Raw genomic sequence first — 24,623 nt, forward strand, 5'->3', positions numbered from 1 at the left:
GGCGAACAGCTGCAGCGGCTTGATCGAGGACAGCCGCATCAGCGCCAGCAGGGTACCGAGGATGATGCCGCCTATCATGGCCACCACCGCCCGGCGCAGCCTGCTCGCCGCGCCGGCCCTGCTTCTCACCCTTTCCCTCTGCCTGCTGCAGCCCGCGCCCGCCCTGGCGCGCGACGCCGCACCCGCGACCCACCTCGCCAACATCGTCATCCTCGCCACTGGCGGCACCATCGCCGGCGCCGGTGCGGGCACGGCCAACAGCGCCACCTACCAGGCCGCCAAGGTGCCGGTGGAGCAGCTGGTGGCCAGCGTGCCGGAGCTGAAGGACCTCGCCAGCGTGCGTGGCGAGCAGGTGTTCCAGATCGCCTCCGAGAGCTTCACCGACGAGCACCTGCTGCAGCTCGGCCGCCGGGTGGCGGAGCTGGCGCGGCAGGACGATGTGGACGGCATCGTCATCACCCACGGCACCGACACCCTGGAAGAGACCGCCTTCTTCCTCAACCTCGTCATCCCCAGCGACAAGCCCATCGTCGTCGTCGGCTCGATGCGGCCGGGCACCGCGATGTCGGCCGACGGCACGCTCAACCTCTACGACGCGGTGGCGGTGGCTGCCAGCCCGGATGCCCGCGGCAAGGGCGTGCTGGTGACGATGAACGACGAAATCCACAGCGGCCGCGACGTGACGAAGGCGGTGAACATCCGCCCGGACGCCTTCAGGAGCGCCTGGGGCCCGCTGGGCATGGTGGTGGAAGGCAAGCCCTACTGGTTCCGCCTGCCGGCCAAGCGCCACACCAGCGGCTCCGAGTTCGACATCGCCCGCATCAGCGCGCTGGCGCCGGTGGAGATCGCCTACGGTTACGGCAACGTCAGCCCCACCGCCTACCAGGCCTTCGCCGCCGGCGGCGCGCGCGCCATCGTCCATGCCGGCACCGGCAACGGCTCGGTGTCCAACCGGGTGGTTCCGGCGCTGCAGGCGCTGCGCGGCCAGGGGGTGCACATCATCCGTTCCTCCCGCGTCACCGCCGGCGGCTTCGTACTGCGCAACGCCGAGCAGCCGGACGACAAGAACGACTGGGTGGTCGCCCACGACCTCAACCCTCAGAAGGCGCGCATCCTCGCCGCGGTGGCACTGACCCGCAGCAACGGCAGCAAGGAGCTGCAGCGGGTGTTCTGGGAGTACTGAACACTCGCGCCGAATGAAGCGCCCCCGACCCCGACATCGCCAATAACAAACCAGGACCACGGCGCAGGCAGCGCCGGGCCACGAGGAGAGACAGATGCAGACCACCCGCAGCGAACACGACCTGCTCGGCGACCGCGAGATCCCGGCCGAGGTCTACTGGGGCATACACACCCTGCGCGCGCTGGAGAACTACCCCATCACCGGCAAAACCATAGGCTCCTACCCGGAGCTGGTGCGCGCGCTGGCGCTGGTGAAGCAGGCCGCCGCCCGCACCAACCATGCGCTCGGCCAGCTGGACGACGGCCGCTTCAACGCCATCGACTCCGCCTGCCGCGAGATCGCCGAGGGCCGGCTGCACAACCAGTTCGTGGTGGATGTGATCCAGGGCGGCGCCGGCACTTCGACCAACATGAACGCCAACGAGGTCATCGCCAACCTGGCGCTGGAGAAGCTGGGCTGGCCCAAGGGCCACTACAACGAGCTCCACCCGCTCAACCATGTGAACATGAGCCAGAGCACCAACGACGTCTATCCGACTGCGCTGAAGCTGGCGGTGGTGTTCGCCATCCAGGGCCTGCTGGACGCGATGGAGAAGCTGCGCCTGGCCTTCTTCGCCAAGGCGGAGGAGTTCAAGGACATCCTCAAGATCGGCCGCACCCAGTTGCAGGACGCGGTGCCGATGACGCTGGGCCAGGAGTTCTCCACCTACGCGGTGATGATGAGCGAAGACATCACCCGCCTGCGCGAGGCCATCTGCCTGATCCAGGAGATCAACCTCGGCGCCACCGCCATCGGCACCGGCATCAACACCGACATCCGCTACGCCAAGATGGCCACCGAGTGCCTGTCGGAGCTGTCCGGCGTGAAGCTGGTGCCGTCGGAGAACCTCATCGAGGCCACCCAGGACACCGGCGCCTTCGTGCAGCTCTCCGGCGTGCTCAAGCGCATCGCCTGCAAGCTGTCCAAGGTGTGCAACGACCTGCGCCTGCTCTCCAGCGGTCCGCAGGCGGGCTTCAACGAGATCAACCTGCCGGAGCGCGCCGCCGGCTCCAGCATCATGCCGGGCAAGGTGAATCCCATCATTCCGGAGGTGGTGAACCAGATCGCCTTCGAGGTGATCGGCAACGACGTCACCATCACCATGGCCTCGGAAGGCGGCCAGCTGCAGCTGAATGCCTTCGAACCCATCATCGGCCACTCGCTGTTCAAGAGCATCGAGCACCTTGAAGCCGGCTGCCGCACGCTGACCGACAACTGCGTACGCGGCATCACCGCCAACCGCGAACTGCTGGCCGAACGGGTGCGCACCTCCGCTGGCCTCGCCACCGCGCTGAACCCGCTGATCGGCTACGAGAACGCCACCTGGGCCGCCCGCGAGGCGCTCAAGACCGGCCGCAGCGTGTCCGAACTAGTGCTGGAGCGCGGCCTGATGGACAAGGAAAGCCTGGAGCGCACGCTGCGGCCGGAGGTGCTGACGGCGCCGCGGGCGGAGTAGGCGGGCAGCGGATACGGATAGGCCCGGGAGGCTCGGGGTAAAACCCGGCCTCCTCACCCAGGCCAGCGACCCGGTGCTGCGCAGGCTCGCCGGCGCCCGCAGCGCAAAATTCGCCCAAGGGAAACGGCATCCCCCAGCTGAGGACGGGCCAGCGCGCCCCGCCGCAGGGTGACGCCCCTTGGGTCCGCCGGTGGGATGAAGCCGGCCGCGGCCCCGGGAATCCGGCTCCCACCGGTGGCCCCGGGCAGCGGACAGCCAGCGCAGCGCGCAGCCCTTGCGCCGCGGCGTCTGCCGGCTCCGCCTGGCAAGGCCGACACGGCTGCAGGCTGGGGCTAGAATCCGGCGTTCGCCGCTCCCTTTGCCGCAGCCCCCTTTGCCGCCGCCACCGCAATGCCCGCCTACCTCCTTCTTCGCCACGCCCTGCTGCCGCTCCTGCTTGCTTTCGGGCAAGCGCTTCCCGCCCACGCCGCCGAGGGCTCCGCCGTGCTGGAGCGGATACGCAGCGAGGGCGAGTTCAGGCTGGGCTACCGCAGCGCCTCCATCCCCTTCTCCTACGTGGCGAACGGCGAGGTCATCGGCTATTCCAACGAGCTGGCGCTGCGGGTGGTGGAGGCGGTGCGCCGCCATCTGGAACTGCCCGACCTGCCCTTGCGGCTGGTGCCCATCACCCCGCACAACCGCATGGCCATGGTAAGCAGCGGCCGCGTCGATCTGGAATGCGGCTCCACCACCCACAATCGCGAGCGCGAAGCCCAAGTCGGCTTTTCCAACACCATCTTCATCGCCGGCACCCGGCTGATGGTGCGCGCCGATTCCGGCATCCGCGACTTCTCCGACCTGGTCGGCCGGCGCATCGTCACCACCGCCGGCACCACCTCGGAAACCGTGCTGCGGCGCGCCTTCAACAGCGGCGAACTGGCCAGCGCCACCATCGTCTCCGCCCGCGACCACGCGGAGAGCTTCATGGTGCTCGCCGCCGGCCGCGCCGACGCCTTCATGATGGACGACGCCCTGCTGCACGGCGAACTGGCCAAGCGCGGCGAGGGCGGCCGTTGGATCGTCACCGGTACGCCGCGCTCCTACGAGGCCTATGCCTGCATGCTCGACCGCGGCGATCCGGCCTTCAAGAAAGTGGTGGACGACGCCCTGGCCGGGTTGATGCGCAGCGGCGAGGCGGCGCGTATCTACGCCCGCTGGTTCACCCAGCCGATTCCGCCACTGGGCCACAACCTGAACCTGCCGATGTCGGCCGCCATGCAGACGCTGTACGCCACGCCCAACGACACCCCCTTCGAGTAGGCCGCCCCGCATGAAGCCCACGCTCGCTCTCATCGCCACCGGCGGCACCATCGCCGGCCTTGCCGAAGACAGCGCCGCACCGGCGAATTACACCGCCGGCGTGGTGGATGCCGGAGCGCTGGTCGCCGCCGTGCCGCCGCTGCGCGAACTCGCCAACCTGCGGGTGGAGCAGCTGTGCAATGTGGACAGCAGCGACCTCACCCCGGCCCACTGGCTGGCGCTCGCCAGGCGGGTGCAGGCGCTGACCACCGATCCGGCCATCGCCGGCATCGTCGTCACCCACGGCACCGACACGCTGGAAGAGACGGCCGCCTTCCTCGCCCTCTGCCATCGCGGCGACACGCCGGTGGTGCTCACCGGCGCCATGCGCCCGGCGAACGCGCTGTCCGCCGACGGGCCGGCCAACCTCCACGACGCCTGCCGGGTAGCGCTGGCCGAGGACAGCCGCGGCCGCGGGGTGATGGTGGTGTTCGCCGGCGAGATCCTGCCGGCACTGCCGCTGAGCAAGGCCAGGCTGGGACTGCAGCCCTATGTGGCCGGCGCTGGCGGTGCGCTGGGAATGGCGGCCGGCCGGCCGCGCTTCTTCCATCCGCACCAGCCCTCCCCGGCCGTGCTGGATGCGGCCGCCTGCCCTGCCCTGCCGGAGGTCGCCATCCTTTACGTCGCCGCTGGCACGCCGCCGCAGGCGCTGCGGGATGCACTGCGGCACGGCGCCCGCGGTGCGGTACTGGCCTTGCCGGGCAGCGGCACCGTGCCCCGGGCGTGGGAGGAAACCATTGCCGAGGCGTGCAGCGCCGGCATCCGCATCGTGCGCGGCAGCCGGCTGGCCTCCTCCTTCGTCCCCAGCCGCCGCCAGGATCTCGAACTCGGTACCTGGGCAGCCGGCGCCCTTGCCCCTGCCCAGGCCCGCGTGGCCCTGATCGTGGCCATCGCCGCCGGCCTGGAGCAACTGCCGGCGGCGCTGGCCGCTCAGGCGCGCTGAATGCGGCGGCGCCCACCCCAGCCCAGCGCGCCCGCCATCGCCAGCAGCCCGAGGGTACCCGGCAGCGGCACCGGGTTGGGGTTGTCCTCCCGCACCCGCGCGGTGCCGATGAAGATCTGCTCATAGCCGTTGTTCAGGCTGGTAGCCCAGCCATTGTTGTCGGCGATGTTGCAGCTGGGCGAGGCACCGTAGGCCTGGGTGCCGTAGGCATACACCGTGCGGCTGCCACGCTGGGTGGTGGTCACGTTCTTCATCTCGCAGCCGAGGCGGATGTCCGCATGCAGCGTGTAGGCGGCCAGGTCGGCATCGCTGAGGTTGTTGAACAGGCTGTCCATCAGGCTGTTCAGCTCCGGGAAGAGCAGCGCATAGGCCACATGGTCCGCCCCCAGGTTGTGGCTGATGGGCGCCGAGGCGCCGGGCGAGCCACAGGGGACGGGTACCGGGTAGAGCGGGTTGAGGGCGGTGTTGACACAGATGGCACCGCCGGACAGCACATAGTCGGTGTTCTGCCCACTGATCGCGTCCGGCGCGCCCGGACCGCTGCCCGGCGCGGTGTAGTTCAGCGGATCGCCAAGGAAGTTGCCGCCGCCGCCCTCGCTGATCAAGGCATAAGGGCGGTTGTTGTTGCTGAGCTCGAAGGTGCCCAGCACGGCGCCGGCGCCATTCGTCAGCCACAGTCGCACCCACGCCGCCAGGCTCTGGGAGGCCTTGCCGTCGGCGTTGATCTGGTTGTTGTTGAACAGCACCACCATCTGCTCGCCGCCGAGGAAGGCCTTGAGCGCGCCGAGCGAGGCATCCCAGGTGTTGGCGCCATTGTTGGCGACGCTGCCGGTGGTGCCGCGGCTGGTCAGCGGGTTGGTGTAGAAGAAACGTTCGCCATTGACCCCGTTGGGCGTGGAGTAGGCGTTGTCCATGCCGGCGAAGTTGGTCGTCACCTCCGCGCCCTCGGCCCCGGTGGCCACCACGATCAAGTCCTTGATCGCGCCCGGGGTGGAAGCCAGCGACACATTGCCGATCGGCAGGGAGTAGGACACCGCGTCGCCATACTGTGCATATCCCAGATTGGTTAGGTCTATGGTTGGAGCGGCAGCTGCCGGCAGACTTGCTGCAACCCAGCAGAATAGGCCTATCTTCATTGCTTTCCACGCCTTCATCTCACTCTCCTTTTTTATAACTAAAGGCATAGTCAATGAAGGCAAGCGCCGTGCCAGCGCCGCAAGGTCATGAGTTTTCGCGGGATTGCCGCGGCTCCCCGGATCGAGGCGTAAGAAACGCCGACAGCCACTGCACGCCCCGCGGGCGCACACCCGCCACCGGCGGCTTACCGGCTGGCGCTGCAGCGGGCGTCAGAGCGAGTAGTCGTCCTCATGGCCGCCGGCCAGCGCGGTTTCCACCATCTTGCGGGTGAGGTGGGGGGCGAAGCCCTCGACGAAGGCGAACACGTAGCCGCGCAGCCAGGCGCGGCGGCGCAGGCCGATGCGGGTGGTGCTGGATTCGAACAGGTGGGCGGCATCTATCATGCCGAGGTTGCGGTCTTCCGCCGGGTCGTAGGCCATGCGGGCAAGGATGCCGATGCCGAGGTCCATGGAGACATAGGTCTTGATCACGTCGGAGTCGATGGCGGTCAGCACCACGTTGGGCTTCAGGCCGCGGCCGAGGAAAGCCTTGTTGATCTGGCTGCGGCCGGTGAAGGCGTCGTCGTAGGTGATCAGCGGATAGCGGGCGATGGCCTCCAGCGTCAACGGCTGCTCCCGCAGGATGGGGTGGCGCGGCGAGGCGACGACGCAGCGGTTCCACTGGTAGCAGGGCAGCATGATGAGTTCGTCGTAGTCGGAGATCGCCTCGGTGGCGATGGCGATGTCGGCGGTGCCGTCCAGCACCATCTCGCACACCTGGCGCGGGCTGCCCTGGTGCAGCGACAAGCGCACCTGCGGATAGCGGCGCATGAAATCCCGCACTACCCGCGGCAAGGCATAGCGCGCCTGGGTGTGGGTGGTGGCGATGGAGAGGCTGCCAGCCGCCTCGTTGGAGAACTCCTCGCCCACCTGCATCAGGTTGTCCATGTCCCGCAGCATGCGCTCGGCGATGCCGAGCACCGCCCGCCCCGGCTCGGTCACCGCGACTAGGCGCTTGCCGTGGCGGACGAAGATCTCCACCCCCAGTTCCGCCTCCAGCAGGCGGATCTGCTTGGATACGCCCGGCTGCGAGGTGAACAGCGCCTCCGCGGCCTCCGAAACGTTCAGGCCGTGGCGGGCCACTTCGTAGATGTAGCGCAGCTGCTGCAGATTCATGGCTTCCCCTGTATCACGGCGGCACCTTATTAGAGAGGACCGCCTTGCCACTTTCTCTTATAACCAATTCTTCTTAGAGTCTAACGCATACCCTCTTCGCCGCCCTAAACTTCCCCCTTAGGATGCGCTGCACCAAAAAGTAAGCACTGGATCATGGACTTCGCCTATACCGTCGCCGGTTTCGCGGTCGGCGCCATCGTCGGCCTCACTGGCGTCGGCGGCGGTTCGCTGATGACGCCGTTGCTCGTCCTGCTGTTCGGCATCCACCCTTCGGTGGCCGTCGGCACCGACCTGCTTTACGCGGCCATCACCAAGGCCGGCGGCACGGTGGCGCACGGCCTGAAGGGTACGGTGGACTGGACGGTGACGCGGCGCCTCGCCACCGGCAGCATTCCCGCCGCCGCGCTCACGCTGACGCTGGTGGCGGTGTTCGCGCCCGGCGGCATGGAAGGCGCGGCGGGGCTGATCAAGGTAGCGCTGGGCGTGGCCCTGCTGCTGACGGCGGTGGCACTGCTGCTGCGCCGCCACATCCAGGCCTATGCACTGAAGCGCTTTGGCGGCGAGCCGAACCCGAGGCGCACCGCGGTACTCACAGTGGTGACCGGCGCGGTGCTGGGCGTGCTGGTGTCCATCTCCTCGGTGGGCGCCGGCGCGCTGGGCGTGACGGCGCTGTTCTTCCTTTACCCGGCGATGCCGGCGCTGCGCATCGTTGGCTCCGACATCGCCCACGCGGTGCCGCTGACGCTGGTGGCCGGGCTCGGCCACTGGATGCTGGGCAGCGTGGATTGGCTGCTGCTCGGCAGCCTCATCGTCGGTTCGCTGCCCGGCATCTGGCTCGGCAGCCATATTTCCACCAAGGTGCCGGACCGCGTGCTGCGGCCGCTCCTTGCAACCATGCTGGTGCTCGTCGGCGCCAAGCTGATCGGCCACTGACCCCCGGCGGCCCAGACAGAGAGAAGAGCGATGTACCGATACGACGCATACGACCAGCGGGCTGTGGACGAGCGAGTCGCCCAGTTCCGCGATCAGACCCGCCGCTACCTCGCCGGTGAGCTGACGGAAGACGAATACCGCCCCCTGCGCCTGCAGAATGGCCTCTACATCCAGCGCCATGCGCCCATGCTGCGCATCGCCGTGCCCTACGGCCTGTTCTCCAGCGCCCAGCTGCGCATGCTGGCGCATGTGGCGCGCACCTACGACAAGGGCTACGGCCACTTCACCACCCGCCAGAACATCCAGTTCAACTGGCCGGCGCTGGAAGACGTGCCGGAAATCCTGGCCCAGCTGGCCACGGTGCAGATGCATGCCATCCAGACCTCCGGCAACTGCATCCGCAACATCACCTCCGACGCCTTCGCCGGCGTGGCCGGCGACGAGCGCATCGACCCGCGCCCGTGGTGCGAGATCCTGCGCCAGTGGAGCAGCTTCCACCCCGAGTTCGCCCACCTGCCGCGCAAGTTCAAGTTCGCGGTGAATGGCGCCGAGGAAGACCGCGCGGTGATCCAGGCCCACGACATCGGGCTGGATGTGATCCGCAACGAGGCCGGCGAGATCGGCTTCCGCGTGCTGGTCGGCGGCGGCCTGGGCCGCACCCCCATCATCGGCGAGCAGATCGCCGGCTTCGTGCCGTGGCAGCACATCGTCACCTACTGCGAGTCCATCCTCCGGGTGTACAACCTGCACGGCCGCCGCGACAACAAGTACAAGGCGCGCATCAAGATCCTGGTGAAGGCGCTGGGCATAGAGGAATTCCGCCGCCAGGTGGAAGCAGAATGGGCGCATGTGAAGAACGGCCCCTCCACCCTCACCGAAGCGGAAGTCGCCCGCGTGGCCGCCCACTTCGTCGACCCGGCCTACGAAACCCTGCCGGCCCACGACGCCGCCTATGCCGAAGCCCTGGCCGACAACAAGCCCTTCGCCGCCTGGGCCAGGCGCAATGTGCGCGCCCACAAGGTGCCGGGCTACGCCAGCGTGGTGCTGTCGCTGAAGAAGACCGGCGTGCCGCCGGGCGACATCAGCGCCGAGCAGATGGAGCTGGTCGCCGAACTGGCCGACGCCCACAGCTACGGCGAAGTGCGCGCCACCCACCAGCAGAACCTGGTACTGGCCGACGTGCGCCAGTCCGAGCTGTTCAAGCTGTGGCAGACGCTGCGCGACGCCGGCCTGGCGACGCCCAACATCGGCCTGCTGACCGACATCATCGCCTGTCCCGGGGGCGACTACTGCGCGCTCGCCAACGCCAAGTCCATCCCCATCGCGCAGGCCATCCAGGAGCGCTTCGACGATCTCGACTACCTGTACGAGATCGGCGACATCGACCTCAACATCTCCGGCTGCATGAACGCCTGCGGCCACCACCACGTCGGCCACATCGGCGTGCTCGGCGTCGATAAGAACGGCGAGGAGTGGTACCAGGTCACCGTCGGCGGCGCTCAGGGCAACCAGGCCAGCCTGGGCAAGGTCATCGGCCCGTCCTTCGCCGCGCATGAGATGGCGGACGTGGTCAGCTCGCTGATCGAGACCTATGTTGAAAACCGCCACGAGGACGAGCGCTTCATCGACACCGTGCGCCGCCTCGGCATCGAACCGTTCAAGACCAATGTGTACGGCAAGCGCCAGCAGGAAAGGAAGGTGGCCCATGGCTAAAGTGATCCGCAACCGCAGCATCGTCGACGACACCCGCCAGACCGTCCGCCTGGCCGAAGGCGAAACGCCGGAAGGCGTCGCCCTGCCCACCGGCCCGCTGCTGGTGCCGCTGGCGGTGTGGCAGGCCCGCGCCGACGAACTGGCCGCCCGCGGCGATGTCGGCGTCTGGCTGGCTGCCGGCGAAGGTGCAGAAGCCATCGCCGCCGAGCTGCCGCGCCTGGCCGCGGTGGGCGTGCATTTTCCCGCCTTCACCGACGGCCGCGGCTACTCCACCGCCGCCCTGCTGCGCACCCGCTACGGCTACACCGGCGAACTGCGCGCCATTGGCGACGTGCTGCGCGACCAGTTCCAGGCCTATGTGCGCTGCGGCTTCGACACCCTGCAGCCGCCGGAAGGCCGCTACTCCGACGAACAGCTGCAGGCCGCACTGGCCAGCCTGGGCGACATCTCCACGCCTTACCAGGGCGCGGTGGATGAGCCCCGGCCGCTGTGGCTGCGGGCGCAGCGCGGGGTTGCGGCATGAGCGGCGCCGTCAGCCTGCTGCGGCCGCCGCCCAGCAATCCGGCCACCCGCCCGGAACTCACCGACGCGCTGCGCGCCAGCGTGGCGGCGAAGGCCGCCGCCGCCCGCGAATTCCTTGCTGCCGCGGCAGCCGAGTTCGGCCGCAATGCCGAGCTCACCTTCGCCAACAGCTTCGGCGCCGAGGACATGGTGCTGACCGACCTCATCCTCGGCGGCAAGCTGCCGATCGAGATCTTCTCGCTGGACACCGGCCGCCTGCCGGCCGAGACCTACACCCTGATGGGCGAGGTCGAGCAGCGCTACGGCAGCAAGCTCAAGGTGTTCTTCCCCGAGTCCGGCGCGGTGGAAAGCTATGTGCGCGAGCACGGCATCAACGCCTTCTACGACTCGGTGGAGCTGCGCAAAGCCTGCTGCCATGTGCGCAAGGTGGAGCCGCTGCGCCGCGCGCTGGCGGGCAAGAAGGCCTGGATCACCGGCCTGCGCGCCGCCCAGTCCACCACCCGTAGCGGCCTGCCGCTGCGCGAGTTCGACGCCGGCAACGGGCTGGAGAAGCTGAACCCGCTGGCGGACTGGAGCGAAACCGAGGTGTGGGCCTACATCCGCCTCAACGAAGTGCCGTACAACGCCCTGCATGACCAGTTCTATCCCAGCATCGGCTGTGCGCCCTGTACCCGGGCCATCGCCGTCGGCGAAGATGTGCGCGCCGGCCGCTGGTGGTGGGAAGATCCCGCCTCCAAGGAGTGCGGGCTGCATGTGAAGAAGGGCTGAGACCGGGCCCGCCCGGACGAATCATCGACATCGCTGAAATCATGACCACGCTGACCAAACAGACCCTGAGCCACCTCGACTGGCTGGAAGCCGAAGCCATCCACATCCTGCGCGAAGTGGCGGGCCAGTGCGCCAACCCGGCGCTGCTGTTCTCCGGCGGCAAGGATTCGATCTGCCTGCTGCGCCTGGCCGAAAAGGCCTTCCGCCCCGGCCGCTTCCCTTTTCCGCTGCTGCACATCGACACCGGCCACAACTACAAGGAAGTGACCGATTTCCGTGACAAGCGCGCCGCCGAACTGGGCGAGCGCCTGATCGTGCGCTCGGTTGAGGATTCGATGGCGCGTGGCACGGTGGTGCTGAAGTCGCCCACCGAGTCGCGCAACAAGCACCAGTCGGTGACGCTGCTGGAGGCCATCGAGGAGTTCGGCTTCGACGCGTGTATCGGCGGCGCCCGCCGCGACGAGGAGAAGGCACGGGCGAAGGAGCGGATCATGAGCTTCCGCGACGAGTTCGGTCAGTGGGACCCGAAGAACCAGCGCCCGGAACTGTGGAACCTGTACAACGCCCGCAGCCACAAGGGCGAGAACATCCGCGCCTTCCCGATCAGCAACTGGACCGAGCTGGACGTGTGGCAATACATCCAGCGCGAGCAGCTGGAGCTGCCCTCCATCTACTTCGCCCATGTGCGGCCGGTGGTGCGCAAGAACGGCCTGCTGCAGCCGGTGACCGAGCTGACCCCGGCCAGGCCCGACGACAAGATCGAGGATGTGCTGGTGCGCTTCCGTACCGTCGGCGACATCACCTGCACCGCGCCAGTGGAGTCGGATGCCGACACGGTGGAGAAGATTCTGGCCGAAACCGCAACGACTACGATCACCGAGCGCGGCGCCACCAGGATGGACGACCAGACCTCCGAGGCGTCGATGGAGCAGCGGAAGAAGGAAGGGTATTTCTGAGCAAGCCCACGGCGATCACCCCCCTGAATCTCAAGGGGCATCGCGCGGGGCATATGCTCCAGCAGGCTGCGGGACTGGCCCTTTGGGCTCGAACAGTCCTCGCCTCCCTCCGCAAATACCCCGCCCATCCCGTCCAGGCTTGATCAGCGGCCGTAGAAGCAAAGCACCCCAGGCGCCAGAACCTGCCGAAGGGCATAAGCAGGCGCAGACAGCCCCGGTTGCCACAGTGCGCCGGAACCCCGTATCCGGCGACCGGGTGACCGGAGGCAGACGGGAAGTGCTTGGCGCAGGCGAGGATGGCCCAGGACGGGCCGCCCGGGAAACGCACTAAACTGAATTGAAGCATTGAAGGAACGATGACCATGTCCGCCCCCGAACAACTGCCCGAAATCGACAACGGCCTGCTGCGCTTCCTCACCTGCGGCAGCGTGGACGACGGCAAGAGCACCCTGATCGGCCGTTTGCTGTTCGACACCAAGACCATCCTCGCCGACACCCTCAACGCCATCGAGAAGACCTCGGCCAAGCGCGGCATGAGCGCGGTGGATCTCTCCCTGCTGACCGACGGCCTGCAGGCCGAGCGCGAGCAGGGCATCACCATCGACGTCGCCTACCGCTACTTCTCCACCGGCACCCGCAAGTACATCATCGCCGACGCGCCGGGCCACGAGCAGTACACCCGCAACATGGTCACCGCGGCCTCCACCGCCAACCTGGCCATCATCCTGGTGGACGCGCGCAAGGGCGTGCTCACCCAGACCCGCCGCCACTCCTATCTCGCCAGCCTGGTCGGCATCCCGCACCTGCTGGTGGCGGTGAACAAGATGGACCTGGTGGACTACGACCAGGCGGTGTTCGAGCGCATCAAGGCCGACTACCTGGACTTCGCCGGCAAGCTGGGCATCAAGGATGTGCGCTTCATCCCGCTGTCCGCCCTCAACGGCGACATGATCGTGGATCGCGGCGACAAGCTCGGCTGGTACGAAGGCCCGACGCTGCTCGAAATCCTCGAAAGCGCGCCGGCCGCCCACACCGAGCAGGCGGAGAACTTCCGCTTCCCGGTGCAGTACGTGTGCCGCCCGCAGGATTCCGCCAACCCCGCACTGCACGACTACCGCGGCTTCATGGGCCGGGTCGAGTCGGGCGAGGTCGCGGTGGGCGATGCCGTCACCGTGCTGCCGTCCGGCCTCACCAGCAAGGTCAAGGCCATCGAGCTGGGCGCGGTGCAGCTGCCGCGCGCCATCCACGAGCAGTCGGTGACGCTGCTGCTGGAGGACGAGATCGACATCTCCCGCGGCGACATGATCGTCAAGTCCGCCGAAGTGTTGGAGCCGGTGAAGCAGATCGAGGCCACCGTGTGCTGGCTGTCCGAGACGCCGCTGCAGCCGGCGCGCACCTATCTCGTCCGCCACACCAGCCGGGAAGTGAAGGCCAAGGTCGCCGGCATCGCCTACCGGGTGGATGTGAACACCCTGGCGCAGGAAGCAGCCACCACGCTGGCGATGAACGACATCGCCCGCATCAGCCTGAAGCTGGCCCAGCCGCTGGTGGCCGACCGCTACGCCGACAACCGCGCCACCGGCGCCTTCATCATCATCGATGAAAGCACCAACAACACCGTCGGCGCCGGCATGATCGTCTGAGCGGACCGCGCCCGGCCGAGCACACAGGCCTCCTGCGGGAGGCCTGTTGCATTCCGGGCCATCCCCGAAACCCTCGGCCATAATGCCGCCATGAACACCACTACCCCGAACAGCACCCGCCTCGACAAATGGCTGTGGGCAGCGCGCTTCTTCAAGCACCGCACCGCCGCCACCGAGGCGGTGGACGGCGGCAAGGTCAAGCTCAACGGCGCCACGGTGAAACCCGCCCGCGAGGTGAAGATCGGCGACCGGGTGGATGTCACCATCGGTGACGACACCCGCAGCGTGGAAGTACGCGCCATCGCCGAGAAGCGCGGCTCCGCCACCATCGCCCAGACGCTCTACGAAGAGACCGCCGACAGCACGGCCCGCCGCGAGGCCGCCCGCGAATCCCGCCGGCTGGCGGCCACGCCGGGTGCCGACCTGCATGGCCGCCCGACCAAGCGCGACCGCCGCCGCATCGGCCGCTTCACCGGAATCTGATCCCACCGCGATAAGCGGCCGCACGCCCCGCCCCGGTGCGCTCGGCCAGCGCAGCGACTACACTCCCGCCATGACGTCGGCTGCCCGGCCTCCGCCGCAGCCAATGCAGACGGGGACCTAATCATGGTGTCGGCATACGCTGTCCGCCTGATCGGCAAGCTGGCCAGCCTCCTCGGCCTGCTTCTGCTCGCCCTCGGCCCGGCCACCAGCGCGCCACCAGCCGGCCAGGTGCTGGCGCTGCGGGTGGATGGCGTGATCGGCCCGGCAACGGCGGACTTCATCCACCGCGGCCTCGCCCGCGCCCAGGCCGGCGGCTACCTGTTGGTGGTGCTGGAGCTGGACACGCCCGGCGGGCTGGACACCTCGATGCGCGCCATCATCAAGGACATCCTCGCCTCGCCGGTGCCAGTCGCCACCTATGTGCATCCGGAAGGCGCCCGCGCCGCCAGCGCCGGCACCTACATCCTCTACGCCAGCCACATCGCGGCAATGACGCCGGCCACCAACCTCGGCGCCGCCACGCCGGTCGCCATAGGCGGCACGCCTTCGCCCGCGCCCGACCCGCCGACCGGCGATAAAGCCAAGGACGGCAGCGGCAAGGCGCCGGACGACGCCATGGGCGCCAAGGCGGTCAACGATGCCGCCGCCTACCTGCGCAGCCTCGCCCAGCTGCGCGGCCGCGACGCCGATTTCGCCGAGCGCGCGGTGCGCGAAGCCGCCGGCCTGAGCGCCGAAGAGGCCCTCGCCCGCGGCGTCATCGACGTCGTCGCCCCCTCGCTGCCAGCGCTGCTGCGCCAACTGGACGGGCGCGAGGTCGAACTCGCCCAGGGTAAGCTGCGGCTCGCCACCGCCGACGCAGCCATAGACCAGATCGAACCCGACGGCCGCAACCGCTTCCTCGCCCTGCTCGCCAACCCGCAGGTGGCGCTGATCCTGATGATGATCGGCATCTATGGCCTGTTCTTCGAATTCACCTCGCCCGGCTTCGTCGTGCCCGGCGTCGCCGGCGCCATCTGCCTGCTGCTGGCGCTCTACGCCTTCCACCTGCTGCCGGTGAACTGGGCGGGCGTGGCGCTCGTCGTGGTCGGCTGCGCGCTGATGGTGGCCGAAGCCTTCGCCCCCAGCTTCGGCGTGCTCGGCATAGGCGGGCTTGTGGCTTTCGTCATCGGCGGGCTGTTCCTGGTGGATGGCGAGCTGCCCGGCTTCGGCATTCCACCGGCGCTCATCGTCGGCCTCAGCCTCGCCAGCGCCGCCCTGCTGTTCGCCCTCGGCGGCTTCGCCGCCCGCAGCCGCAAGCGGCCCGTGGTCAGCGGACGCGAGGAAATGGCCGGCCAGCTCGCCACCGTGGCCGGCCCGGCGGCGGACGGTGGCTATTGGGTACAACTGCGCGGCGAGACCTGGCGCGCCCATGCCGCACAGCCCCTCAACGCCGGCGACCAGGTCCGCATAGACGGAGTGGATGGTCTGACCCTGCAGGTTTCCCCCCTTTCCCCAGTGCAACGGAGTACCTCACCATGATCGAACTGCAGTTCGGACTCGCCCCGCTGCTCATCCTGCTCGTCGCCCTGGCCATCGCCTCGCTGCGCATCCTGCGCGAGTACGAGCGCGGCGTGGTCTTCATGCTGGGCCGCTTCTGGAAAGTGAAAGGCCCCGGCCTCATCTTCGTCATCCCCGGCCTGCAGCAGATGGTGAAGGTGGACCTGCGGGTGGTGACCATGGACGTGCCCAGCCAGGATGTCATCTCCCGCGACAACGTCTCGGTGAAGGTGAACGCAGTGGTTTATTTCCGCGTGGTCGATCCCCAGCGCGCCATCATCCAGGTGGAAAACTACCTGGTCGCCACCAGCCAGCTCGCCCAGACCACGCTGCGCGCGGTGCTCGGCAAACACGAGCTGGACGAGATGCTGGCCGAGCGCGAGAAGCTCAACCTGGACGTGCAGCAGATCCTCGATGCCCAGACCGACTCCTGGGGCATCAAGGTGGCGAACGTCGAGATCAAGCATGTGGACCTCAACGAGAACATGGTGCGCGCCATCGCCCGCCAGGCCGAGGCCGAGCGCGAACGCCGCGCCAAGGTGATCCACGCCGAAGGCGAGAAACAGGCGGCGCAGACCCTGATGGAGGCCGCCGCGATGCTTTCCCGCGAGCCGGCGGCGATGCAGCTGCGCTACCTGCAGACGCTCACCCAGGTTGCCGGCGACAAGACCTCCACCCTGGTTTTCCCGGTGCCGGTGGATCTGCTCGACACCCTGGTCGGAAAGAACCGCAAGGACGGCAGCGAGCGCGCCTGAGCGCACCTGCATGCGCCGCCCGCCCCGACTCACCGCCCTGCTGCCGCGCCCGGCCGGACCGGCGCTGCGTGCAGCCGTGCTGACCCTGCTGGTGGTGCTCGCCACCCTGGGGCTGGAATGGCTGGCCTGGCGCCAGTACCGCGCGGTGGAAATGCGCGAGGCCACCGCCGCTTTCAGCCGCGTCTCCGACCAATCCACCCTGTCGCTAAACCAGCAGCTCAACCACTACCGCAATTCCCTCCTCGCCCTGCGCGCCGCCTACATTGCCGCCGACGGCTTCAGCGTGGAGGAGTTCGCCCGCTACATCCAGATCCTCGGCATGGACCGCGGCCTCTCCGGCTTGCGCGCGCTCGCCTTCAACCGCGCCATCAGCGACGCCGAGCGCGACACCTATCTCGCCGAGGTGCGCCAGCGCAACAAGGCCTACGACCCGATCTACGCCGAGTTCGACATCTACCCGCCGGAGCGCAGGCCCTTCTACCACGTCGCCGAGATGGTGCAGCCGCCGGCCGGCAACCAGCGCTCCCTGGGCTACGACCTGCTGTCCGACGACGTGCGCCAGCGCGCCATCGAGGAAGCCGGCGAACATGGCTTCGCCGCCACGCCGCCGCTACGCCTGCGGCAAGATCCCGACGCACTGGCGGTGCTGCTGCTCACGCCGGTGCCTGCCCCCAGCCCGGACGGCAACCTTCGCCCGCCCAATACCCTGGGCGCCTCATTCGTCGTCACCGACCTGGTGGAGACTGCGCTGTCGCCCGCGCTGCGGCGGCAGTTCAGCCTGCGCCTCAGCGACCTCGGCGCCGCCGGCAGCGCCCACGCACAGCCCCAGCCGCTGTTCGACGATGGCTTCCCGCGGGTGCCGGACCTGCGTGCGGTGCGCAGCGAGCTGGTTTTCGGCGGCCGCCGCTGGTTGCTGGAGTTCCACCCGGTACAGCCGCTGACACCGCCGATCGCCCGCCACGACCTCGCCGCCCTCTTCATCGCCGGCGCACTGCTGGCCGGCACCGTGGCCTACCTCACCCAGCAGCGCCTGCAGCGCAACAGCCGCGACCATGCGCTGGCGCGGCTCGCCTCCGACTGTGTGCTGCGGGTGGACGCCAGCGGCCATGTGATAGACGCCGACCACACCGCGCTGCGCATCACCGGCCGCAGCGCCCGGCGCTGGCGGAATCTGCCCCTGTGGGCCAGTTGCGTCCCCGGCACCCACGCCGAGGCCATACGGGCGCTGGTGATGAGCGTGGCCGCCGAGCCCACCAGCGGCAGCGCGGAATGCCGGGTGCTGGGCGACGACGGCAAAGAGCACTGGATTTCCCTGCGCCTGGGCAATCACCTGGAACACCCCCACCTTCGCTGCCTGCTCGCCCAGCTTTCCAGCATCGCCAAGCGCAAGGCCGCCGAGGCGGAGATCGAACGCCTGGCCTTCTTCGACCCGCTCACCGGCCTGCCCAACCGCCGCCTGCTGGAAGAGCGCGCCGAGCTGACGCTGAGCGCCGCCCGCCGCCAGCCCGGCCACGCCGCGCTGATGGTGATAGACCTCGACGGCTTCAAGACGGTGAACGACGAGGGCGGCCATGCTGCCGGCGACAAGGTGCTGGAGATCGTCGCCGAACGGCTGCAGGCGGCCATCCGCGCCAGCGACACCGCCGCCCGGCTTGGCGGAGACGAGTTCGTGGTGCTGCTGGGTGCGCCGGCCAACGAGGCGGATGTCCGTGCCACCGCGCTGCGCCTGGCGCGCGCCATCGCCCTGCCGGCGGTGGTGCAGGAGCGCGGCTGGACGGTGACCGCCAGCATCGGCATGGCCCTCTACCCACTGCATGGCACCGATTTCGCCAACCTGCTGGGCGCCGCCGATGCGGCGATGTACCGCAGCAAGCACGGCGCCAAGGGCTTGCATGTGATGGCGGCCGATCCGGACGAACTGACGGCCTGACGGCCTGCGCTTCAGTCCAGCGCCAGCGCCAGGGGTATCGGCAGCATCGCCAGGCTGAGCAGGTTGCCGACCAGCACCAGCGAAGCCACCTTCTCCGGCTCCTGGCGGTAGCGCTCGGCGAAGATGTAGTTGAGCACTGCCGGCGGCAGGGCGCCGAACACCATCAGCAGCGCCCGCTCCTGCGGCGGCAGATCGATCAGCAGCAACACGCCCCAGACCAGCGCCATGCCCGCGAGCGGACGCAGGACGCCGGTGAGCACGCCCAGGCCGATGGAGCCGAGGCGGGAATCGGTCAGCCGCACGCCGAGCGCGAACAACATCAGTGGAATCGCGATGTCGCCCAGCATCTTCACCGCCACCATCAACGGCGGCCACAGCTCGATGCCGGAGAGCCCGACTGCCACGCCGGCGATCGTCGCCGCCACCGAAGGCACCCGCCACAGGTTGCGCAAACGGATGTTGCAGTCCAGCAGCCAGGCGCCGAAGGAGAAATGCAGCAGGTTGGAGACGGCGAAGGTGACCACCGCCGGCGCCAGCGCCGCATCACCGAAGGCAAGTACCGCCAGCGGAATGCCGAGGTTCCCGGAGTTGTTGAACATCAGCGGCGGCACCAACGTGCGGATGGACTGGCCGGCGGCGCGGGCAAAGGCCCAGGCGAGCAGGCCGGAGCCGATCACCACCACCAGCGTCGCCGCCGCCAGCGGCAGATAGTCGCCGATGCGGGTCTCCCTGCTGGTCAGCGCGGCGAACACCAGGGCCGGCACGAACACATCCATGTTCAGCCGGTTGGCATGGCTGAGGTCCGGCTTCAAGCGGCGGCCAACCAGGTAGCCGAGGGCGGCGATGGCGAACAGGGGGAAGAGGATGGAGACGATGCGGATCAGCATGTTGTTCTTCGTCGTTACCGCCGCCTCTGCAGTGGGGCACGGTGGAAAGACGGCCCGGCAAGGCGGACCGTGGATGAAGAAAGGGACCGGTCTCGCCGGTCCCCGCTTCACTGCTGCGCAGCCCCTGCCGGCCGCGATGGCTCAGAGAATGAAGTGCGCCAGGTCTTCCCGCTGCGCCAGCATGTCCAGCCGGCCGTCCACATAGGCGGCATCCACCTCCAGACGCTCCAGGCCAACGCGGCCGGCCTCGAAGGAAACCTCTTCCAGCAGCTTCTCCATGACGGTGTACAGCCGGCGGGCGCCGATATTCTCCGTCTTCTCGTTCACCTGGAAGGCGATCTGTGCCAGGCGGCGTATGCCCTCCGGCTTGAACTCCACCGCCACCCCGTCGGTGGCCAGCAGTGCCTGGTACTGCCGGGTGAGGCAGGCGTCGGTGCTGGTGAGGATGCGCTCGAAATCTTCCACCGACAGGGAATCCAGCTCCACCCGGATGGGGAAGCGACCCTGCAGTTCCGGGATGAGGTCGCTGGGCTTGGAAAGGTGGAAGGCGCCGCTGGCGATGAACAGGATGTGGTCGGTCTTGATCATGCCGTACTTGGTGGACACCGTGGTGCCCTCCACCAGCGGCAGCAAGTCGCGCTGCACACCCTGGCGGGAAACGTCGGCGCCGTGGGCGTCGGAGCGGGCGGCGATCTTGTCCACCTCGTCGAGGAAGACGATGCCGTTCTGCTCGACCGCGCGCAGCGCCTCGGCCTTGACCTCCTCGTCGTTGATCAGGCGGGCGGCCTCCTCGTCGGCCAGCACCTTCAGCGCTTCCTTGATCTGCAGCTTGCGTAGCTTCTTCTTGCCACCGCCAATGTTCTGGAACATGCCCTGGATCTGCTGGGTGAGTTCCTCCATGCCGGGCGGCGCAAAGATCTCGGCCTGCATGCCGGCGACGGCAACTTCGATCTCGATCTCCTTGTCGTCCAGTTCGCCCTCGCGCAGGCGCTTGCGGAATTTCTGCCGGGTGGCGTTATCCGTGGCGGCTTCCGGCTCGGCATTGAAACCGACCGGCCGCGCAGGCGGCAGCAGCGCGTCCAGCACCCTATCCTCGGCGGCATCCAGCGCGCGGTCGCGCACCACCCGCATCGCACGCTCGCGGCCGTCCTTGATGGCGATCTCGGCGAGGTCACGGATGATGGTGTCCACATCGCGGCCGACGTAGCCGACTTCGGTGAACTTGGTTGCCTCCACCTTGATGAAGGGAGCGTTCGCGAGCCGAGCGAGGCGGCGGGCGATCTCGGTCTTGCCAACACCGGTCGGCCCTATCATCAGGATGTTCTTGGGCGTGATCTCGCTACGCAGCGGCTCGTCCACCTGGGCACGGCGCCAGCGGTTACGCAGGGCGATCGCCACCGCCTTCTTGGCCTTGGCCTGGCCGACGATGTGCTTGTCGAGCTCGGAGACGATCTCCGGCGGGGTCATCTGGGTCATGGCTGCTCGCTCTGTCCGGTGGGCTATTCCAGCACTTCGATGGTGTGGCTCTGGTTGGTGTAGATGCAGAGGTCGCCGGCGATGGCGAGCGACTTCGACACCACTTCGCGCGGCGACAGCTCGGTATTCTCGATCAGCGCCCGCGCGGCGGACTGGGCATAGGCGCCACCGCTGCCGATGGCGACGATGCCCTGCTCCGGCTCCAGCACGTCGCCATTGCCGGTGATGATCAGGGAGTTCTCGCGGTCGGCCACCGCCAGCATCGCCTCCAGCCGGCGCAGCATGCGGTCGGTGCGCCAGTCCTTGGCCAGCTCCACCGCGCTGCGCACCAAGTTGCCCTGGTGCTTGTCCAGCTTGGCCTCGAAGCGCTCGAACAAAGTGAAGGCGTCGGCAGTGCCGCCGGCGAAACCAGCGAGGATATTGCCTTGGTAGAGGGTGCGGACCTTGCGCGCGGTCGCCTTGATGACGATGTTGCCCAAGGTGACCTGGCCGTCACCGCCGAGGGCGACGCGATTGCCCCGGCGCACCGACAGGATGGTGGTGCCGTGATACTGTTCCATGCGTTTTTCCTTGCCTGAGGGGCGCCCCGGCGCGCCGGCTGCACTAGATGCGCAGCGTGACCTGAGCCACCTGATCGACGCCCATGACCCGCAGCAGCGCGGCGACCATGGCGTTCACATTCTGGAGTTCGACGAGTTTACCCTGAGTCTGCAGGGTGGCGAGGATGTTGAACAGGGTGCCGGCGCTGACGAAGTCCAGCCGGCGCAGGCGCCCGCAATCCACGCTGACGTTGCGGCGGTCGCCGGCAAAAGCCGCCAGGCGCTTGATGGCATCGTTGGAGGCACCGACCAGTTCCCCCTCCAGGCGGAAACCCTCGTCGCCTCCGGCCGGGGCTGCCGGCGCAGCCAGGCCGGCGGTGGAGACCGCAGCCCGCATCTGCTCGCGGCCCTCCCAGGACGGCGGCGACTCCTCGAAGGTGATGGCGTAATCCACCGCGATTTGCTCGAAGCGCTCCTGCTCGCCGGTGTGCTGCAACAACTCCAGCAGCAGCAACCACATGTCGCGGCTCTCCGCCTTGCCCGGCGCGATCTGCCCAGCCAGCATGTTGGCCATGGAGGCGCCGTTGAGCAGCGCCACCTTGACCCGGTCCGCCGCCAGGCTGGCCAGCGTCTGGCGCAGCAGGGTACAGCCCGTCTCGTCCACCGCCCGCAGCTTGCCCAGGTCGATGCGCACCCCGCCGCTCTTGCGGCCGATCACGCCGATCTGCTGGAACTGGGTGGCCGCCTGCCCGGAGAGGCTGCCGGCGAGATTCACCAGCGGCAACCGGTCGCCCTGCCGCACCGACGGCTGCGACGACAGATCCAGCCAGGGCGGAGGCGACCGTTCGAAGCGGGTCGCGTAATCCAGTACCCGCGACTCGAACTTGTCGCGCTGGCCCGTGAGCCGGTATAGATCGAGCAACATCATCCACAGGCCTTCGCCCGCCGTGTTGTGAGCTTCGTCCAGGATGGAAGCCAGCACCTTCTCCGCCTCGCTGTTGTTGCCATTGGCGTAGAGGACGGCCGCCTCCTCGTAGATGGCGCCTATTCCGCTGCCCACCTCCTGCACTTCCACCAGTTCGGCACACTGCGCCAGGGCCCTGTTCGCATCGCCGCCGGAGAAGTCCAGCGTGGACAGCTCGGTACGCGGCGGCTGGGTCTGCCTGCCGCCCTTGTCGGGACGAACCCCGGCCTGCTCCCTCGGCGGGGAGGCGGCGGGAGTCTTCTTGCCGAAAAAGGAGAGTGCCACGTGGAAACCTGTCTGCTGACCGAAGGTGTATGAACATACGACCGTGGGCCAAGGATAGCATTCCCTCCAGCCCCTTGCGCCGGCCGGCCTTCAGCACTTGCGGCAAAAATCCGCACGCGCCGCATTTACGTTTTGCAATACAAGCCGGCGTGAAATCGTCCAGATGTAGGGACGCCAGCTCAGCTAGAATGTTGCGATGCACACTTCTTCAGCTCCCGCCCTGCCCGCACCCGCGCGGGAGTTCGTGCTGCCCGTCCGGGTGTATTACGAAGATACCGACGCCGCTGGCGTGGTCTATTACGCCAACTACCTCCGTTTCTGCGAACGTGCCCGCACCGAATGGCTGCGGGCGTTGGGCTTCGAGCAGCAGTTGCTGCGTACCGAAACCAACCTGGTTTTCGTCGTGCGCTCCGTCCAGGCCGAATACTTGTCACCCGGATTGCTGGACGATGCGTTAGAGGTCGTGTCCACGCTCGGGAACCTTGGCCGGGCGAGTATCACTTTCGTGCAGAAGGTGGTGCGCGGCCAGGAACTATTGTTTGAAGCACGCGTCCTCATCGCCTGCGTGGACTGGAACAAGAAGAAAGCGGCCGCCATCCCTGCCGCGATACGCAACCGACTCGAACAACTCTCGCCAGCATGACCGTCTCTCAAGACCTCTCCATCCTCAGCCTGATCACCCAGGCCAGCGTCCTCGTCCAACTCGTGATGGCCTTGCTGGCCACACTCTCGCTGGTGTCCTGGTACTGGATCTTCCGCAAGTGGTTCCAGATCCGTGCCGCGCGCAGCAAGACCAACGAATTCGAGCGCGACTTCTGGAGCGGCGGCGATCTCAATGCGCTGTTCCAATCCGCCTCCGCCGCACGCCACCATTCCGGTGGCCTGGAGCGCATCTTTGAATCCGGCTACCGCGAGTTCACCAAGCTGCGCGCCAAGAGCCACGACCAGAGCGCCACCATAGACGGCGCCCGCCGCGCCATGCGGGCAACCTATCAGCGCGAGGTCGATGACCTGGAAGCCCACCTGGCTTTCCTCGCCTCGGTCGGCTCGGTATCGCCTTACATCGGCCTGCTGGGCACCGTGTGGGGCATCATGAACGCTTTCCGCGGCCTGTCCAACGTCGGCGCGGCCACCCTCGCGCACGTCGCGCCGGGCATCGCCGAGGCGCTGGTCGCCACTGCCATCGGCCTGTTCGCTGCGATTCCCGCTGTCGTCGCCTACAACCGCTTCGCCCACGACATCGATCGCATCGGCATCCGCTTCGAGAGCTTCATGGAAGAGTTCTCCAACATCCTGCAGCGCCATCTGCGCTGAAAGCGGTTGGGGTCGGAAAGATGCGCCAACGCCGCCTAATGAACCAGATCAACGTCGTGCCCTACATCGACGTGATGCTGGTACTGCTGGTGATCTTCATGGTCACCGCCCCCATGGTCCAGCCGGGCAACATCGACGTGCCCTCCGCCGGCGCGCTCAGTACGCCGCCGGCTGAGGCCATGGTCATCGAGGTAAAGGCGGACGGCTCGATGGCCCTGCGCCAGACGAGCAATGCTTCGCCTCGCCCGGTCACCCATCTCGAGTTCCAGCGTGCGCTGCGCGAAGCCCTCGCGGCCAATCCGGAGCAGCCCTTCCTGGTTGCCGCCAGCAAGGAGCTGCAGTACCAGAAAGTCATCGACGTCCTCGAAGCAGCGCGAGAAATCGGCGTCAGGAAAATCAGCCTGCAGACCGAGGCAGGCAGCCGGGGCCGATGAACGAGCGCGACATTCCCCGGGATCACCCCGGGAAGTGGGCTTCCATAGGATTGACGGTCGCGGTCCACGTCGGACTGGCGCTGTTCCTGTTCTTCGGCGTGCGCTGGCAGAGCGAGCCGCCTGCATCGCTGGAGGTCGAACTGGCCGCCGCGCCGCCACGTTCGGCGCCCACGCCCGCGCCGCAGCCCGAGCCCAAACCGGAGCCCCCCCCGCCTCCGGTGCCCGAACCCAAGCC

General features: G+C 68.1%; 23 protein-coding genes and 1 pseudogene. 18 read left to right on the forward strand and 6 right to left on the reverse strand.

Features of this window, described 5'->3' with window-relative positions; translation table 11 throughout:
• The first annotated feature begins 76 nt into the window (after window positions 1-76).
• From GRF61_RS16740 to GRF61_RS16755, 4 genes are all read left to right on the forward strand, one after another.
• A complete protein-coding gene (locus tag GRF61_RS16740; RefSeq protein WP_169151773.1) occupies window positions 77-1,183 on the forward strand; it encodes a type II asparaginase in 1,107 nt (368 codons plus the stop codon).
• A 94-nt stretch (window positions 1,184-1,277) separates the two neighbouring features.
• A complete protein-coding gene (locus GRF61_RS16745) occupies window positions 1,278-2,678 on the forward strand; it encodes an aspartate ammonia-lyase (protein ID WP_169151774.1) in 1,401 nt (466 codons plus the stop codon).
• Window positions 2,679-3,068: 390 nt separating this feature from the next.
• Window positions 3,069-3,977, forward strand: a complete 909-nt coding sequence (locus GRF61_RS16750) for a transporter substrate-binding domain-containing protein (protein WP_169151775.1) — start codon at window positions 3,069-3,071, stop codon at window positions 3,975-3,977.
• A gap of 10 nt (window positions 3,978-3,987) precedes the next feature.
• Complete coding sequence (locus tag GRF61_RS16755) at window positions 3,988-4,959, forward strand: asparaginase (protein WP_169151776.1); 972 nt, start codon at window positions 3,988-3,990, stop codon at window positions 4,957-4,959.
• On the opposite strand, the gene GRF61_RS16760 is transcribed toward GRF61_RS16755, so the two are convergent.
• On the reverse strand, window positions 4,947-5,993 hold the full coding sequence (locus tag GRF61_RS16760; protein WP_169151777.1) for a PEP-CTERM sorting domain-containing protein: 1,047 nt from the start codon (window positions 5,991-5,993) through the stop codon (window positions 4,947-4,949). The two genes, GRF61_RS16755 and GRF61_RS16760, sit on opposite strands and share 13 nt — an antisense overlap.
• 312 nt (window positions 5,994-6,305) lie before the next feature.
• Complete coding sequence (gene cysB, locus GRF61_RS16765) at window positions 6,306-7,250, reverse strand: HTH-type transcriptional regulator CysB (protein ID WP_169151778.1); 945 nt, start codon at window positions 7,248-7,250, stop codon at window positions 6,306-6,308.
• A 153-nt stretch (window positions 7,251-7,403) separates the two neighbouring features.
• Here cysB and GRF61_RS16770 point away from each other — a divergent pair, with 153 nt between their 5' ends.
• From GRF61_RS16770 to GRF61_RS16815, 10 genes are all read left to right on the forward strand, one after another.
• The gene (locus GRF61_RS16770; protein ID WP_169151779.1) at window positions 7,404-8,183 is read left to right on the forward strand and encodes a sulfite exporter TauE/SafE family protein; all 780 of its coding nucleotides are present in this window, start codon (window positions 7,404-7,406) and stop codon (window positions 8,181-8,183) included.
• A 30-nt stretch (window positions 8,184-8,213) separates the two neighbouring features.
• Window positions 8,214-9,896, forward strand: a complete 1,683-nt coding sequence (locus GRF61_RS16775) for a nitrite/sulfite reductase (RefSeq protein ID WP_169151780.1) — start codon at window positions 8,214-8,216, stop codon at window positions 9,894-9,896.
• Window positions 9,889-10,419, forward strand: a complete 531-nt coding sequence (locus GRF61_RS16780) for a DUF934 domain-containing protein (protein WP_169151781.1) — start codon at window positions 9,889-9,891, stop codon at window positions 10,417-10,419. The genes GRF61_RS16775 and GRF61_RS16780 overlap by 8 nt, the downstream gene beginning before the upstream one ends.
• On the forward strand, window positions 10,416-11,186 hold the full coding sequence (locus GRF61_RS16785) for a phosphoadenylyl-sulfate reductase (RefSeq protein ID WP_169151782.1): 771 nt from the start codon (window positions 10,416-10,418) through the stop codon (window positions 11,184-11,186). Before GRF61_RS16780 ends, GRF61_RS16785 begins: the two co-directional genes overlap by 4 nt.
• Before the next feature lie 41 nt (window positions 11,187-11,227).
• Window positions 11,228-12,142, forward strand: coding sequence for a sulfate adenylyltransferase subunit CysD (gene cysD / locus GRF61_RS16790; RefSeq protein ID WP_169151783.1), 915 nt, complete (start codon window positions 11,228-11,230; stop codon window positions 12,140-12,142).
• Window positions 12,143-12,504: 362 nt separating this feature from the next.
• Window positions 12,505-13,785 (forward strand): sulfate adenylyltransferase subunit CysN, encoded by a 1,281-nt coding sequence (gene cysN / locus GRF61_RS16795; protein WP_169151784.1) that lies wholly within the window; start codon window positions 12,505-12,507, stop codon window positions 13,783-13,785.
• 90 nt (window positions 13,786-13,875) lie between these two features.
• Complete coding sequence (locus GRF61_RS16800; RefSeq protein ID WP_169151785.1) at window positions 13,876-14,268, forward strand: RNA-binding S4 domain-containing protein; 393 nt, start codon at window positions 13,876-13,878, stop codon at window positions 14,266-14,268.
• A gap of 123 nt (window positions 14,269-14,391) precedes the next feature.
• Window positions 14,392-15,786: a nodulation protein NfeD gene (locus tag GRF61_RS16805; RefSeq protein WP_169151786.1), complete on the forward strand. Its 1,395-nt coding sequence runs from the start codon at window positions 14,392-14,394 to the stop codon at window positions 15,784-15,786.
• Window positions 15,783-16,559, forward strand: coding sequence for a slipin family protein (locus GRF61_RS16810; RefSeq protein ID WP_169151787.1), 777 nt, complete (start codon window positions 15,783-15,785; stop codon window positions 16,557-16,559). Before GRF61_RS16805 ends, GRF61_RS16810 begins: the two co-directional genes overlap by 4 nt.
• A 10-nt stretch (window positions 16,560-16,569) precedes the next feature.
• A complete protein-coding gene (locus GRF61_RS16815) occupies window positions 16,570-18,489 on the forward strand; it encodes a GGDEF domain-containing protein (RefSeq protein WP_169151788.1) in 1,920 nt (639 codons plus the stop codon).
• 11 nt (window positions 18,490-18,500) lie between these two features.
• Here GRF61_RS16815 and GRF61_RS16820 read toward each other — a convergent pair whose 3' ends face one another.
• From GRF61_RS16820 to GRF61_RS16835, 4 genes are all read right to left on the reverse strand, one after another.
• The gene (locus tag GRF61_RS16820) at window positions 18,501-19,376 is read right to left on the reverse strand and encodes an AEC family transporter (protein WP_169151789.1); all 876 of its coding nucleotides are present in this window, start codon (window positions 19,374-19,376) and stop codon (window positions 18,501-18,503) included.
• Window positions 19,377-19,517: 141 nt separating this feature from the next.
• Window positions 19,518-20,852, reverse strand: a complete 1,335-nt coding sequence (gene hslU, locus GRF61_RS16825) for an ATP-dependent protease ATPase subunit HslU (protein ID WP_169151790.1) — start codon at window positions 20,850-20,852, stop codon at window positions 19,518-19,520.
• A gap of 23 nt (window positions 20,853-20,875) precedes the next feature.
• Window positions 20,876-21,412: an ATP-dependent protease subunit HslV gene (hslV, locus tag GRF61_RS16830; protein WP_169151791.1), complete on the reverse strand. Its 537-nt coding sequence runs from the start codon at window positions 21,410-21,412 to the stop codon at window positions 20,876-20,878.
• A 43-nt stretch (window positions 21,413-21,455) separates the two neighbouring features.
• Window positions 21,456-22,640, reverse strand: coding sequence for an STAS domain-containing protein (locus GRF61_RS16835; RefSeq protein ID WP_169151792.1), 1,185 nt, complete (start codon window positions 22,638-22,640; stop codon window positions 21,456-21,458).
• Window positions 22,641-22,836: 196 nt separating this feature from the next.
• Here GRF61_RS16835 and ybgC point away from each other — a divergent pair, with 196 nt between their 5' ends.
• The 4 genes and pseudogenes from ybgC to GRF61_RS16855 all read left to right on the forward strand — a co-directional run.
• Complete coding sequence (ybgC, locus tag GRF61_RS16840; RefSeq protein WP_169151793.1) at window positions 22,837-23,283, forward strand: tol-pal system-associated acyl-CoA thioesterase; 447 nt, start codon at window positions 22,837-22,839, stop codon at window positions 23,281-23,283.
• The gene (gene tolQ / locus GRF61_RS16845) at window positions 23,280-23,954 is read left to right on the forward strand and encodes a protein TolQ (protein ID WP_133590936.1); all 675 of its coding nucleotides are present in this window, start codon (window positions 23,280-23,282) and stop codon (window positions 23,952-23,954) included. Before ybgC ends, tolQ begins: the two co-directional genes overlap by 4 nt.
• A gap of 20 nt (window positions 23,955-23,974) precedes the next feature.
• Window positions 23,975-24,388 (forward strand): ExbD/TolR family protein, encoded by a 414-nt coding sequence (locus GRF61_RS16850; RefSeq protein WP_169151794.1) that lies wholly within the window; start codon window positions 23,975-23,977, stop codon window positions 24,386-24,388.
• Window positions 24,385-24,623, forward strand: a pseudogene (locus tag GRF61_RS16855) (TonB C-terminal domain-containing protein); the annotation flags it as partial. The gene GRF61_RS16850 and the pseudogene GRF61_RS16855, both read left to right, overlap by 4 nt.

The organism is Azoarcus sp. TTM-91, from assembly GCF_012911025.1.
Lineage (GTDB): Bacteria > Pseudomonadota > Gammaproteobacteria > Burkholderiales > Rhodocyclaceae > Azoarcus.